Genomic DNA, 13,497 nt, shown 5'->3' with positions numbered 1-13,497 from the left:
CGCTTGCCCCGATCAACTGTACTACTGCTTGGGATTTACTACTGCCACCCGCATGTTATTCGGGTCAAATCTTAAATTTCACACCTTTTGACCCCGATGTACGTTTCATTTTATGTCAAATGTAAGACCTAACTCCTAGCGTGTGTGATTCAGCCCTATTGGCGTAACTCCAGTGTTCTCAATCTGTCTTTTGCATCAATCACTTGTAGCGCTGCCGAAGAAAGGGTTTTAACAGAGGCGCGCAATGATTCTTGGTAGGCGGCCTCATCTTTTTCACGGTTGCTTAGTTTGCCATATAAGCGTGCCTTCGTCATCGCGGCCTCTGTTTTACCCAGTTCTAACGCCTTGTCAGCATAGAAATAGGCTGAATAATATTTTCTGCGTTCTTCATTGCAGTGAGCCAGTGCATAAAAAGCTGCTCGACCCAGCAGCACTGAAAACCCATCATGCGAATGATAATTGCTAAACTGGGTGTTGGTCTTGTCAATACACTGGCCATCCAGATGTCCTTCTGCGTTAAGTTGAACATATAGAAAGCTAGAATTGGTTTTTCCTCCAATTTGGTGGTTATGTGAAATGTCGGTGTGTTTTTTCAACTGTAGCCTGGCCGCTTCCTTGTTCTGTTCAATGCCCCAGCCATAGTCATAAGCGATTGCCAAGCCATATTTGGCGTATAGCAGGCCATCATGTACAAGCTTCTGGTTGCCCTTCAATACCGACGACCACATACGCACAGCGATTGCCTTGTCTTCCTGGTCACCATGCCAGAATAAAATCCAAGCATATAAAGAATACACATCATTTTCAGGCCAGTCCGCTCGCTTGCCGTAGCTTCTCTCCACCACGGGGCGCAGGGCTTGGAGTGCCCCAGAAATATCGGAATCAACACCAAATCCATAGTAGTAATACTGGGAAAGCAGAAATGCGTGCCGAGAAAAAAGCGGGGTTTCTTGTTTTGCCACTGATAACTTGGCGTACTTAAAGGCAATCATGGCGTAGATTTTTTTGAGCGCTTCATTATTTGTTTCAATGGAGTCTTGTTCATATAGCTTTGCCAGAGAATACTGGCCCTCAGGAATATTTTCAGCCTTTAAGTAAAATTCCTTTTGTAGCGTTTTGCTGCCAACTTCTTCGTAGTAATCGCCCAGGCCAATGTTGGCATCGACCTCGCCTTTCTCTATCGCCAGGCGATAAAGACGTGCCGCTTCTTCTGGATTTTTCTCAAATCCACTTCGGCCCCGTAGGTAGTTTGAAGCAGCCTCCTTAATCGCGGGGATATAGCCATTGGCGGCTGATCGTTTCATTAATGCAGCCGACTGTTGCCCGTCTTTATCGACCCCAAGTCCAAAGCGATAGCTGTTGGACAGGTAGTACAGCGCTCTGCCATCAGATGGATGAGCTGCCAAGATTGGTACGGCAGCGGCATGATTACCTTGCTTATGCAGCACAACACCCTCCTCGACGGAAGGCTTGCAGCCGAGAATCAACGCCAAAATAGAGACTAGAGCAATAGATCTGATCATTCGGTGGCTACTCCCGGCGCCCGTGTGCTCAGCAAAAACTCCCGCCTATCATCGAGGGCAAGCGTAGACCATCATCATCGTCGGGGGATTTTGGACTCAAAAGAGGGACGAATGTTTCTGTAGAACGGATGGTCCGCTCCTGGCCGTAAGCGGACATGCGCCAGTTCCAGGCCGGCAGCAGGGCATTCTTGCTTCGCTAAATCCCTTGCAACGGCCAGAAGCGCATAACACCTATGGATGCGGTAAGGTCACGTCTAGAGTTCTCTCACCCTCCTGATATGGACGTCATATGGAACTGATTCTGCTGCCGAAGAAATCCGAAGGTCTCAGCCTCGAGAAGATTTACCAGCGGGCATTGAGCCGGTCGAAAGAGCTGTACATCGTCAGCGCCTACCTTACAGAGTGGGGTATTAAGGAGGAGCTCGGCAGCCAGTGCGAGTCCTTCCTCTTCATCGTTGGAAAGGACTTCGGCATCACCCGCAAGAGCGCCTGCAGAGCAGTCATGGAGTGGCTTCCCACCGACCGCCATCAGGAGTTCATGGTGGCAGAGTCGATCAATGGCTTTCACCCGAAGGCCATGTTCTGGCGGGAGCTGGACGGGAAGTGCTATGCGTTGCTTGGCTCTTCCAACCTGACCCAGGCGGCGTTCTCCACCAACTTCGAGGCCAACGGTTTCGCCTGCATCACTGATGAGCAGTTTGAACTGGCATCTAAGTGGATCGAAAAGGTTTTCGAGGTGAGCGTCACCCTAAATGAAACCTGGCTCGATAGGTATCAGGAAGCTCGCCAACCGGCGCGTGCGAACGACTCGAAGACGGATAACCTCAAGGAAACCAAGGAGGCGTATCACCTCCCACTGCCGGCGATAAGCGCGCTCAAAGGCTACAAGCCGTTCCTTGCCCAACGGCGCGACCAGATGAAGGCTTTCCGGAGGAACAGGACCGAACTGGAGGCGCTGTTTCGCACAACCAGCAGGGCTAGGCTCTGGAACGAGACTCGAATTGACGATTTCTACTATAAGCTCAGTGCGCTGTGGTACTTCGGTGAGGATGGCAGCCGCTTCCAGGGCAAAGGCTGGGAACGCAAGGGGCGAAACAGCGACTTCCGCGAGCTATCCAAAAGCCTTGTCCGTGTGCTCGACGCCCCGTTTGCAGGTCGCGACAGGGTAGTGATTCAGGAGATAAATCGCCTGACCGTGATGGGGCTTCCGACCAGAAGCTCGCTGTTCTCCGAGATGCTTTGTCAGTTCTTCCCAAAGCATTACTACGTGCTCAATGGCCCGGTGCGAGACTGGTTCGCCAGCCTGGACATCGCGTTTCCGCGAGGGCTCAGTAAAGGAGAGCGCTACGTTAACAGGGCTCGTCTTCTTCGTGCGGCCCTTAAGCGCGCAGACAACTACCCGGCAGAGAATCTGGCTGAGTTGGATTGCATCATCTGGTTTGCTAGTACCTTGAGTGCCTGAAAGGAATCGACATCTGCCTGCCCCGAATGGCAGCTCCCGGCCAAAAGCGGAAGTTCGAGGTTGGCAGCCCCGGCAAAAAATGGACTACCCCCGCTTCAATAGACTTTTCCCGACCTCACAATGAGGCCTGTTCAAAGGCCTCGGGACTGATGCCGCCCAGATGACTGTGGCGGCGGGTTCGGTTGTAAAACACTTCGATGTAATCGAATACATCAGCCCGGGCCAGGTCTCGGGTTTTGTAGATACGTTTGCGGATGCGTTCTTTCTTCAGGCTACTGAAAAATGATTCGGCCACCGCGTTATCCCAACAGTTACCCCGCCTGCTCATGCTGGGCTCCAGGTTGTTGGTTGCGCAGAAGCGCTTCCAGTCATCGCTGCCGTATTGGCTGCCTTGGTCGGAGTGAACTATCACTCGTTCTTTGGGCTTGCGCCGCCAAAGGGCCATCAGCAGCGCGTCCAAAGCCAATTCGCGCGCCAGGGTTGGCTTCATCGACCAACCGACCACCTTGCGCGCATACAGATCCACCACCACCGCCAAGTACAGCCAACCCTGCCAGGTACGGATGTAGGTGATGTCGGTCACCCAGGCTTTATTGGGAGCATCGACAGTGAACTCTCGGTTGAGATGATTGGGCGCAATGATTGAGGGGCGCCCGGCGATTGGGCGTGGCGCCTTGTAGCCCCGTAGTGCCTTGATCTTGTGGGTGCGCATCAAGCGAGCAACACGATGCTTGCCGCAGGTTTCGCCGGCTTCCCGCAGATCGCCAAAGACACGGCGCGCACCATAAACACCGCGACTGGCCACGTAGGAGTCACGGATCAGTTGCAGCAGGCGGCTGTCTTCCCGTTCGCGGTCGGAGACCGGCTTGTGCAGCCATTGATAGAACCCGGCACGAGCAATCCGCAATACCCGACACATCGTGGTGATTGCATGTTGGTGGCGATGCTCGTTGATGAAGCGGTACTTCACTCGGGCTCCCTGGCAAAGTACCGCGCGGCTTTTTTTAGGATGTCCCGCTCTTCTTCCAGGCGCCGCATCTGCGCTCGTAGCCGCAGAATCTCGCCCTTGGCTTCGAGCAGCTCACTGGCCTGCTTCTCAGACTTATCAGGGGTGACGGCCTTCACCCATTTGTAGAGACTGTGGGTAGAGACGCCGAGGCGAGCGGCAATCTCCGCCACGGAATATCCTCGCTCAACGACCTGTCTGACGGCTTCAACCTTGAATTCCGGGGTGAATCGCTGGGTGCTCATAGACTTCCTCCTATGCTCAAAGCATAGGCCGGGGATGTCTACCGTAGCGGGGGTAGTCCATGCAGAGATGGCTTTCGTACACTCAAATCGGGCCAATATGGGGAGTTCTTTGGCTGCACGAACTACCCTAAATGCAAGTGGACAGAGAATGCCCGTGGACCTCGCCGGCAAGCCTACAAGAGCCACCTCTAGCCGGTTTCACTGCTTGAGGTACAAGACGGCCTCTTTTCTGAGCAAGGCACTACTTTCTGGCTTTATTTTTATGTTCCATAATAGACATTCTTTCCTCACCCTTTTGGTCTAGCAACTTCACAATAAGGTATTAAGCTTAAATAGGAACAATGGATATTTTGAAGGTCAAGCGCATTTACCAACGGCATAGCTATGCTAAAGAAATATCAGAGCCGCGGATACGTCTTGGGGATAAGCTAACCCTTCTCACACAACCCCTAAAAAGAGGTCATAAAGCTCCATGACAGATAGTAACCATGCAAATTCTGAAGACGATGACATTGAACACCTTGCTCTACTATTGAGAAATCGCAGCCTAGACACATCAATTGATTTCTTGATCCAATCAATAGAGCAGTTTAAAGGATTATCAGGATTTACAGCCGGCACCGATGAAATTCTAAGACATTTCACAGGAATGCTAATATCAAAAGAAATAGACAAGACTTATCTGTCAGACGAATATAGCGATTTAATTTTAAAATATAAGTCGCGCGAAGATTTAGCAATAACTCAATTCAGACTCGCTTGCATCTACACCGCACTAGCAATAATTCTAAGAAACAATCAAAACATCATTCGAGCATGGAGTGCCACAGCGACAGCAAAAGACCACATGGGCCAATGCCTAGGGCTACTCGACCCTTCAATAGACAAGCTGATTTCTAAAGGGGTGTCTGGCGGTCAGAAAAAATCGGAGCCAAACAAACTAATAAAAGAGATTGCGATTACTGCACTCGAAAAATTCTCAGCTCAATCAGAGTGGAAAAGCTCCACCGAAGCAGTTGACGCCATACTTGATTTCGTTATTCAAGCAATTAATAATCAAAAAATTAAATTTGACACAAGCGCCAATAAAAATGACCTAATAGCGACACTAAGGAATTGTATCGAGGATAGCCGCTGGCTTAAATCGACCTACATATCCAGCGCCCACCTCCCCAAAAGCCGAAAGAAGTAATAAAACTAATCCCCTCTCAAATCAATATTCCAGGTATTGCCTTCCTTATAAAGACTTAGCTGCCCCTGATGAGATAGCTCCTCAAGTGCATTTTGCAAGATGTCTTTATTCCTAAGCCGGTTCGGACAAAACTGACGAACCATGTTTTTCTGAATAAGCCACCGCCCACTGTCCCGATAGCGATCCAGCCACTCATTCAGCTGATACGCATCAATCTCTACCTGACTACGCTGCATGAAGATAGACTCAAAATGCTCAGAACAAATAAAGCAGAAATCAACAGCACACTCTAATGTACTCAATGAAATATCACCATCAAACCCCTCAAAAACGTGCAGAAGAGCCGCCACTCTCGCAATATTGTCAGCCAATTTCGAGGCATGATCTCTCATCTTCTCGAATCGACCACCATCTCTTATTTCATACTCAATCGCATTATAAATTTCAATCCAATATCGACTAGCCGCATCTGAAAACTCAACAACTTTACGCGTAGCCTTGGGCTCATAAAGAAAAATCAAATTCTCTAACAAGATCTCCTTTATTCGATTCGAAAAACTATCAATATACCCCCACGAGAGAGTTCCATTTTTAATAAAACGTTCGCCTTGAGTTGACTCAGGCACCATTGTTAACACCCTTGCAAAAAAACCTACACCTCTTGCAAAACCTCCTTTCTGCTCTAAGAATTTTTCTATCGAACTGTGCTGAGTCATAACAGAAATTGTCAACCTTGCATCTCTTAACTCAAACCTCTCCGTAGAGACACGATCTACAGAGATAGCCTCACCACTCCAGATTGAATTATATTTTGCCAGATCATTTAATGCCCTCCCCTGCAAGACAGAGCTACCTTCAGCCGAAATCAGACCAGCACTACAGGCATCTTCATACATCCCCAAAAACAATGCCTCAGGGGTTGAATCGTTGTATAAGAGCCTAAGATTTTTCGGCTTACTAGGCCTCTCACCTTCCAATTTCACAAGTAATGAAAATTCATCAAAAGTACTCTCACCCCTGGAAACTTTCTTATTAACCATTCTTTGCACAGATTTAATCTGCGCATCAATCATGCGACATCCAGCCACCCATTCATTTCTCAATTTATTATAAACTGAAGAGTACTCCCCCCTCGCTTCCTCGAAAGCCTTAGTAAAAAAACTCATCGATGGAGACTTCCCAACCCCAGACTCCCCAACAAGAATAAAGTAAAGTGAACATGGAGTCTTATGGCCATTTGGCTTTAAAACATCATATGCACCTTGAGCCGCCAGAGATACTGCCGAAAGAGCAGAGCATATAACCAATCCTCGCGGAGCTTGAATATTATTCTCAACCTCATCAATTGCCTTTCTTATCACCTCCATTTTATGGAACCTCGGAAAACGAACCCCATAATTCGGTAGAACATTGCGATAATCACGAACACGCCCCATACCCCCTCCTAAGCTAATGTCATTATATTTTCCAGCAATATCGCCTTAGTCTTATTGACGCTAGTGCCGACTGGCAGAAACTCTGGAATTTATCCAGATGCAGATCTCAGAATTTATCCAGCCGATAGCCCCACGACCTTGCGACCCGCCAGAAAGCCTTATTGGACGTGGAAATGTAGGGTCATATCTGGGCGAACTTGGATTCATGCGGTCATAGATTGTTGAGCGCCCCACACCAAGCGCTTCAATCACCTGTTTTAATCTCAGTACCCTGATTTCCCTCTGCACCCTCTCACCAAACTCAAAAATCTCTTGAGAGACTCCACTTTCTGGCTTCTTCATTGCCGCGCCCTCCAACTCAGTTTTTGACAAAGTCGATACTACGGAGCATTTCCAACGACTGAACCCACCCTGCATTCGGTAGTTTTTAATTACGCGCAGACCAATTGACACTCGCACGGATTTGTGGTTACGCCAATCAGTCCGCGCCAATGCTAATTGACGCCTCAACCTGCTATTTCTGCTACGGATGGCAGAAATAGCAGTGCCGAGAGAGCGCTCAATTCCAATAAATCTCAGTCACACATAACCACGATGACATCACCACCATGGAGCTCTGAGTCATGTCATTGCAGTGCCCTCGCTGTCATTCCCCCAAAGTCGCTTCCTTCCATCACGCCATGAAAGTCGGCGCAGCCATCGGCACCGTGGGCGGTGCTGCTCGTGGCGTCAGCGCTGCACTGGCTGGCAGTCAGGCCGGTGCAGCTCTCGGTACTTTCGCCGGGCCTGTCGGCATCACCCTCGGCTCTGTGTCCGGCGCCATCCTCGGCGGGTTGGTCGGTGGCGCTGGCGGCTGCACCCTAGGCGCTCAGCTCGGCGACAAGCTGGATCGACACGTCCTGGCCCACAACCTCTGCCTGCTCTGCGGTCATCGCTTCAACCTGCCGGCCTGATCCGGCGCCACTCTCTCCTCATTTCATTCGTCCGGATGGTGCTGCGCCTCGCGCAGCGCTTATGCCGGCTTGCACCCAAAGGAATCGCTCACATGGCACATCTCGTCGAAACCATGGCCTACGCTGGCGCCACACCGTGGCATGGCCTGGGCAATCAGCTCACCCAGAAGCAACCCATCGAGGTCTGGCAGCGCGAAGCCGGACTGGACTGGCAGATCCAGGAAAGCCCCGTGCACTTCAAGTCGGATGCGGTCGGCCACCTGGGCGCTATCCATTCCTTCCCGGAGCAGAAGGTGCTCTTCCGTTCCGACACCAAGGCGCCGCTATCGGTGGTCTCCCAGCGCTATCACACCGTGCAACCTCGGGAAGTTTTAGAGTTTTATCGTGACCTCACCGAAGTCTCTGGCTACGAGCTGGAAACCGCTGGCGTGCTCAAGGGCGGGCGCAAGTTCTGGGCGCTGGCGCGTACCGGGCAAGGTGCTGCGCTGAAGGGCAACGACCAGGTCAATGGTTACCTCCTGCTTGCGACTTCCTGCGACGGCACCCTGGCCACCACGGCAACACCGACCACCGTGCGGGTGGTGTGCAACAACACCCTGACCATCGCCCTGGATGGCACCAGCCGGGCGATCAAGGTGCCGCACAACACCCGCTTCGATCCGAAAGCGGTGAAGAAGCAGCTCGGTATCGCCGTCTCGCAATGGGACGACTTCATGTACCGCATGCGTGCGCTGGCCGAGCGCAAGGTGCAGTGGCATGAGGCGCTGGGCTTCTTTATGAACGTGCTCTGCGAAACCAATCCGACCGGCGCTCTGCCGGAGGTACTGCCCAACGAGCGCGCCCTGCGCAAGGTTCAGGAGCTGTACGAGGGCCGGGGCCGGGGCAGCCAGCTGGACTCGGCACGCGGCACCGCCTGGGGCCTGCTCAACTCCGTGACCGAGTTTGTCGACCACGAACGCCGTGCACGCAGCAACGAGTACCGCATGGACTCGGCCTGGTTCGGCCAGGGCGCGCAGATCAAGCAACGCGCCCTGGATGCGGCCCTGCGTCTCGCCGCTTAACCCACCCCGTCAATCGCCGCGCCCGGTCAGCCTTGTGCTGGTCGGGCGTTTTTCTGTCCGCAAGGTGAACAGCATGAAAGCAACGTCATTGAATGGCAGCAGCAAAGCCCGTCCTGCCCTGCGTCTGATCAGTACCAAGGAACTGCCACGCGAGGACTGGCTGCAGATCCGCAAGCAGGGCATCGGCAGTTCGGACGCCGCGGCGGCTGTGGGCCTCAATCCCTACAGGTCGCAGTTGGAACTGTGGCTGGAGAAGACCGGTCGCGACACCGCCATGCCCAAGGCCGATCCTCAGGATGAGGAAAGCCCGATGTACTGGGGCAATGTCCTGGAACCCATCGTCGCCTGGCACTACAGCAAGCGCACGAAGAACAAGGTCCGCCGCATCAACGCCGTGTTGCAGCATCCCGATCCGGAGCTGTCCTGGATGCTGGCCAACATCGACCGCGAGGTGATCGGCGCCGACGATGTGCAGATCCTCGAATGCAAGACTGCCGGCATAAACGGCGCACGCCTCTGGAAGGAAGGCGTGCCCGAGTATGTGCAGCTGCAGGTGATGCACCAGCTCGCCGTCACCGGCAAGCAGGCGGCAGATGTGGCGGTACTGCTTGGCGGCCAAATGCTGGAGATCCACCGCATCGAGCGGGACGAGCAACTGATCGCTCGCCTGATCGAGCTGGAGCGCAAGTTCTGGAAGTACGTGGAGAGCGACACGCCACCGCCGGCCGATGGCACGGCTTCCGCTGAGGCTGCCCTGCGCTGCCTCTACCCGGAGGACAACGGCCAGACGCTGGACTTCAGCAGCCGTGCGGGGTTGACGGCGGCCTACATCGAACTGAAAGCCGTGCGGCAGTCAATTGCCGACAAGGAAAAGCGCGAGGCCGAGCTCAAGCAACTACTGCAGCAGGCCATGGGCGATGCCAGTCGGGCGGAGTTCTCCAGCGGCTATATCAGCTGGCGTAAAGCCAAGGACAGCATCGGTTTCGATGTGACCCAGCTGCTCAAGGACAAGCCGCACTTGCAGGCCAAATACCCGCTGCTGAAGCCAGGTGCGCGGCGCTTTCTGGTCGGCTGATTCCCACTTCCCTCAACCCCGTCCCCCTTGGCCAGTCCATGCAGTTCGCACTGCGTGGCTGGCCTTTTTTCATTTCCAGGAGAACCACCATGCTCAAAGGCCTGGCTATCACCCCGCCGGTGCTCGGGCGCATTTCCATCGGCAAGGTCATCGAGAAGAACGGCAAGCGCCTGCCGGAGAAGGATGACCAGTTCACCATCACTTCCCAGGTGCAGGGCAAGGACGGCTGGCTGCTGCATCCACTCAATGATGAGCTGCGCAAAGGCCAGGACGACAAGCTGCGCAACATCCCGGTGCGCCTGCTGTTCAACGAACCGGAGCTGAATTTTCGCGCCGACTACACGCTGTTCGATCGTCAGTCCGGACGTCCGTTATGCGTGGGCAACGGCGAGACCTGCAAGCGCGTCACTCAGGACGGCATGCAATCACTGCCCTGCCCATCGCCCGATGCCTGCCCACTGGCCAAAGGCGGTGCCTGTAAGCCTTACGGCCGGCTGAACGTGGTCATCGGCGATGACGATCCGCTGGGTAGTTTCGTGTTCCGCACCACCGGCTTCAACAGCATCCGCACCCTCGCCGCTCGCCTGCATTACTTCCAGGCCATCTCGGGCAACCGTCTGGCCTGCCTGCCGCTGGAACTGCGCCTGCGGGGCAAGTCAACTCGGCAGAGTCACGGCACGCCGATCTTCTATGCCGACCTTACGGTACGCAGCGGCATGGACATGGCCGAGGCACTGCTGGCCGCCAATGAGCTCGATGTGCAGCGGCAGACGGCGGGATTCGATCAGGCCGCGCTGGATCAGGCAGCACGACGTGGCTTCGGCAATGGTGCGTTCGAGGACGGCGAGGACGACAGTGGCGCTGTGATCGAGGAGTTCTATCCCGTCGAGGAAGGCAGTACAGCACCTACCAACACTCTCCAGTCGTCCACCAAAGCCAGCCTTGCAGAAAAGCTAGAAGCCCAAACGCAGCGGCAGATTGCCCCCCTTAATCAGACTCCAGGAGCCCACCATGAGATTGCACAAGCTGAAAGCCAGTGACTCGACCGGCACCTACTTGGTCGAGTCGCCTGTCACTGAAACCGACATTCTGCTGATGGCCCGGCAGTTGGCGAGTCTGCGTCTGCGTCGGGGACGAGCACTGACTTCACCGAAGGAAGTGTTCAGCCATCTGCAGGCACTGCTGGCCGACTATGGGCATGAAGTATTCGCCCTGCTCCTGCTCGACAGCCGTCATCGGGTGATTGCGTTCCAGGAAGTGTTCCGAGGCACCCTGGATGGCGCCAGCGTCTATCCCCGAGAAGTCGTCAAGATCGCCCTGGAGCACAACGCTGCTGCAGTGATCCTGGTGCACAACCACCCTTCCGGCGATCCCGAGCCCAGCCAGGCCGATATCAAGCTGACGCGCTCTCTCCAGGACGCGCTCAATCTGGTCGGCACCCGCACCCTGGACCATATCGTCGTGGGTCATGAAGGCTGCCTGTCCCTGGCCGAACGGGGCCTTCTGTAAGGAGGCATCCACCATGACCCTGTTGCGTTTCGTGGCCGGCGTGCTCGCCTTCATCAGCATGCTGGCCGGCATAGGCGCCGTCGTGCTGGTTCTTGTCCTGCTGCTGCGCTTTCCCCTGCTGCTGCTCACTCTGATCTGCGCCTGCTGGGTCTTCACCCGCGTGCTCAGGCACCTGTCCATCTATTCGCTATGGAGGTAGCCCCTGGCGCCTTCTCACAGGAGACATCCCATGTCTACCCATTGCTTGATCTGCGATTCGACCGCAGTCATCTCCAAGGATGCCGCCAAGGCGATTGCCTTACTCATCTGCACCCTGAATGGGTTTCTGCGAGCGGCGCAGCAGCCCTGCCACTCGCAGCCCAAACCGCCCATGTGCGACAGCCCCGTCGAGCAAGCTTTCAACTTGATGCTCGATGGCGTCGCGGGAGCCGTGAACAGTTGGACGGATAGCCAGGACTTCATCCGAGACGTGCAACGCTATCAGTTCATGGATTACGACTGTCTGTGCCTTCGTTGCGGGGCGAAGTTCGATGCCTCAGCGCCCCCTGAATGAGCCACAGGTTCAAGCTTGGCTGAGACGCTGGGAAAGGCGCTCAATGAGCTCCAGGACCATTTGCCGGTCTGCAGGTCCGAGTTGCGCCAGCATGCGGCTGATGCGGGCAGCTTGATCTTCTGCTCGCGGGCTGGATTCGGTCAGTAGATCTGCGGCCTCGCAGCCAAAGATTTCAGCTAGCTGCATCAACCGCTCAATGTTGGGCATGACCAGTCCGCGCTCAATGCGTGACACGGCCTCCGCACCAATGCCCAAGCGCTCGGCCACTTCATCTTGCGTCAGCTCACAGGCAGTACGCTGCCGTGCAATGGCTGTTCCTACCAACCCTGCCAGATGCTTCGTATTGGTCTTCTGCATGGCCCCTCCAAGTCAACCTGAATGGTTGGGCGCCATCCTCTTGACATGAAGGGCCTCAAAGGTTGTTATCCAACTCGCAGAGTTGCTTTTCATCTAAACGAGATGACTGATCTCTGTTTCGTGAGCCCAAGGGCTCTCATGCCGTGTATGTCGAGATCAATCGCAGATGAAACAAATCCAATACGAAGAGCTGTCCACCTCCGTCCTGACCCAGCTCATCAACAGCAAGTCCAACTTCGAGGTCATTGGCCTGGGTGGCCGGCTGATGAGTGCATGCAACATGGTGGAAAACAAAATTGAAACGAGCGGGATGAGCTGCCGCGTTTACACCGCGGGACGCATCGGTACAGCAGCCGGGAGTTTCTTCGGCGGCATCACAGGCGCTATCGGAATCCTTTCCGCAGCCAGCATCGCCGTGCACAACCTCGCCACCTACAACCCTGACTACGAGATCGAGAAGTACCCGTTCAATAACAAGATCATCGTCACGTACAAGAAATAGTCAGGACACTTCAGGAAGGACTCTACAACATGAAATTGAAAACACTGGCAGCCTTGGCTCTGAGCATGGCCGGCACTGCGCACGCAGGCATTTATGTCGTTGGTCATACCGTCCAGCCCTGTGCGGAGAAAGGTATCAACCTGGCGTATGCCAACACGCACGAGTGCCGTGTGCCCTCGACCCAGAAGCGGGTCAACGTCAAATACCGGGACGATCACGGCAACGTCAAAGTGGCTAACATCCCTGGCTCCTACTACACCCAATGCGATACCGACGGTACCTGTGTGGTGAAGATGCCTGCCCAATATGGCGTAGGTAACTACGTCGGTGACTCGGTCCCAGGCATTTACACCATCACCTACGGCTGGTACCTGGGAACCGATGCCAATGGCAAAGCCACCGCTTACCTGAACGGCTACGGCCCCAAGCACAACGGCCCGGCGTATGACCCGTCTGAAGGTGATATCAACCCCGACACCCTGCCGTTGGATGACTCCGTGCCGGTAGCACCTGGCTCTGATCGCTGGGAGGAATGACCCACCTGCGTCAGCTCATCGCACTGCTTGCCGGTGCGTTGCTGGCTGCGGCCTGGGAAATCCGACAGTGAAGTCCACGTGACTCCC

16 protein-coding genes and 1 pseudogene are annotated in these 13,497 nt (G+C 54.4%); 12 read left to right on the top strand and 5 right to left on the bottom strand.

The genetic code is table 11. The features are described from left to right. Positions 1 to 155: 155 nt before the first annotated feature. Positions 156 to 1,523: a tetratricopeptide repeat protein gene (locus F3I16_RS19780; protein WP_160495236.1), complete on the bottom strand. Its 1,368-nt coding sequence runs from the start codon at positions 1,521 to 1,523 to the stop codon at positions 156 to 158. Between the two features lie 289 nt (positions 1,524 to 1,812). Here F3I16_RS19780 and F3I16_RS19775 point away from each other — a divergent pair, with 289 nt between their 5' ends. Beyond that, complete coding sequence (locus F3I16_RS19775) at positions 1,813 to 2,985, top strand: phospholipase D family protein (protein ID WP_160495235.1); 1,173 nt, start codon at positions 1,813 to 1,815, stop codon at positions 2,983 to 2,985. 115 nt (positions 2,986 to 3,100) lie between these two features. Here F3I16_RS19775 and F3I16_RS19770 read toward each other — a convergent pair. Continuing rightward, a protein-coding gene (locus F3I16_RS19770) for an IS3 family transposase (RefSeq protein ID WP_218573338.1) occupies positions 3,101 to 4,236 on the bottom strand; the annotation gives its coding sequence in 2 pieces (ribosomal slippage) (positions 3,101 to 3,984 and positions 3,984 to 4,236; 1,137 coding nt in all). A gap of 87 nt (positions 4,237 to 4,323) precedes the next feature. Here F3I16_RS19770 and F3I16_RS21470 point away from each other — a divergent pair. Both F3I16_RS21470 and F3I16_RS19755 read left to right on the top strand, forming a co-directional pair. Further along, positions 4,324 to 4,428, top strand: a pseudogene (locus tag F3I16_RS21470) (topoisomerase DNA-binding C4 zinc finger domain-containing protein); the annotation flags it as partial. Between the two features lie 280 nt (positions 4,429 to 4,708). After that, on the top strand, positions 4,709 to 5,428 hold the full coding sequence (locus F3I16_RS19755; protein WP_160495232.1) for a hypothetical protein: 720 nt from the start codon (positions 4,709 to 4,711) through the stop codon (positions 5,426 to 5,428). 5 nt (positions 5,429 to 5,433) lie between these two features. On the opposite strand, the gene F3I16_RS19750 is transcribed toward F3I16_RS19755, so the two are convergent. Further along, positions 5,434 to 6,864, bottom strand: a complete 1,431-nt coding sequence (locus F3I16_RS19750) for a YfjI family protein (protein ID WP_160495231.1) — start codon at positions 6,862 to 6,864, stop codon at positions 5,434 to 5,436. A gap of 60 nt (positions 6,865 to 6,924) precedes the next feature. Then, positions 6,925 to 7,206, bottom strand: coding sequence for an AlpA family transcriptional regulator (locus F3I16_RS19745; protein WP_160495230.1), 282 nt, complete (start codon positions 7,204 to 7,206; stop codon positions 6,925 to 6,927). A 338-nt stretch (positions 7,207 to 7,544) separates the two neighbouring features. Here F3I16_RS19745 and F3I16_RS19740 point away from each other — a divergent pair, with 338 nt between their 5' ends. The 7 genes from F3I16_RS19740 to F3I16_RS19710 all read left to right on the top strand — a co-directional run bounded on the left by F3I16_RS19740 (position 7,545) and on the right by F3I16_RS19710 (position 12,015). Continuing rightward, a complete protein-coding gene (locus F3I16_RS19740; RefSeq protein WP_256670243.1) occupies positions 7,545 to 7,817 on the top strand; it encodes a hypothetical protein in 273 nt (90 codons plus the stop codon). Positions 7,818 to 7,909: 92 nt separating this feature from the next. Continuing rightward, positions 7,910 to 8,878: a DUF932 domain-containing protein gene (locus F3I16_RS19735; RefSeq protein ID WP_160495228.1), complete on the top strand. Its 969-nt coding sequence runs from the start codon at positions 7,910 to 7,912 to the stop codon at positions 8,876 to 8,878. 73 nt (positions 8,879 to 8,951) lie between these two features. Continuing rightward, positions 8,952 to 9,953 carry a YqaJ viral recombinase family protein gene (locus F3I16_RS19730; RefSeq protein ID WP_160495227.1) on the top strand — a complete coding sequence of 334 codons (1,002 nt, stop codon included), beginning with the start codon at positions 8,952 to 8,954 and terminating at the stop codon, positions 9,951 to 9,953. A gap of 89 nt (positions 9,954 to 10,042) precedes the next feature. After that, the gene (locus F3I16_RS19725) at positions 10,043 to 10,993 is read left to right on the top strand and encodes a hydrolase or metal-binding protein (RefSeq protein ID WP_160495226.1); all 951 of its coding nucleotides are present in this window, start codon (positions 10,043 to 10,045) and stop codon (positions 10,991 to 10,993) included. Further along, a complete protein-coding gene (radC, locus tag F3I16_RS19720; protein WP_160495225.1) occupies positions 10,965 to 11,462 on the top strand; it encodes a DNA repair protein RadC in 498 nt (165 codons plus the stop codon). The genes F3I16_RS19725 and radC overlap by 29 nt, the downstream gene beginning before the upstream one ends. Positions 11,463 to 11,475: 13 nt before the next feature. Beyond that, positions 11,476 to 11,661, top strand: a complete 186-nt coding sequence (locus tag F3I16_RS19715; RefSeq protein ID WP_160495224.1) for a hypothetical protein — start codon at positions 11,476 to 11,478, stop codon at positions 11,659 to 11,661. A gap of 30 nt (positions 11,662 to 11,691) precedes the next feature. Continuing rightward, a complete protein-coding gene (locus F3I16_RS19710) occupies positions 11,692 to 12,015 on the top strand; it encodes a hypothetical protein (RefSeq protein ID WP_160495223.1) in 324 nt (107 codons plus the stop codon). Between the two features lie 9 nt (positions 12,016 to 12,024). Here the strand turns inward: F3I16_RS19710 and F3I16_RS19705 are convergent, their stop codons facing one another. Next, the gene (locus F3I16_RS19705; protein ID WP_160495222.1) at positions 12,025 to 12,372 is read right to left on the bottom strand and encodes a helix-turn-helix domain-containing protein; all 348 of its coding nucleotides are present in this window, start codon (positions 12,370 to 12,372) and stop codon (positions 12,025 to 12,027) included. Positions 12,373 to 12,538: 166 nt separating this feature from the next. On the opposite strand from F3I16_RS19705, the gene F3I16_RS19700 reads away from it, so the two are divergent. Further along, positions 12,539 to 12,874 carry a hypothetical protein gene (locus F3I16_RS19700; RefSeq protein WP_160495221.1) on the top strand — a complete coding sequence of 112 codons (336 nt, stop codon included), beginning with the start codon at positions 12,539 to 12,541 and terminating at the stop codon, positions 12,872 to 12,874. Between the two features lie 29 nt (positions 12,875 to 12,903). Further along, on the top strand, positions 12,904 to 13,410 hold the full coding sequence (locus F3I16_RS19695; protein WP_160495220.1) for a hypothetical protein: 507 nt from the start codon (positions 12,904 to 12,906) through the stop codon (positions 13,408 to 13,410). Positions 13,411 to 13,497 lie beyond the last annotated feature (87 nt).

The organism is Pseudomonas sp. L-22-4S-12 (genome assembly GCF_009799935.1).
In the GTDB taxonomy this organism is placed as follows: domain Bacteria; phylum Pseudomonadota; class Gammaproteobacteria; order Pseudomonadales; family Pseudomonadaceae; genus Aquipseudomonas.
Note: the sequence above shows the minus strand (reverse complement) of the source record. Positions and strands in the feature narration are given on the sequence as shown.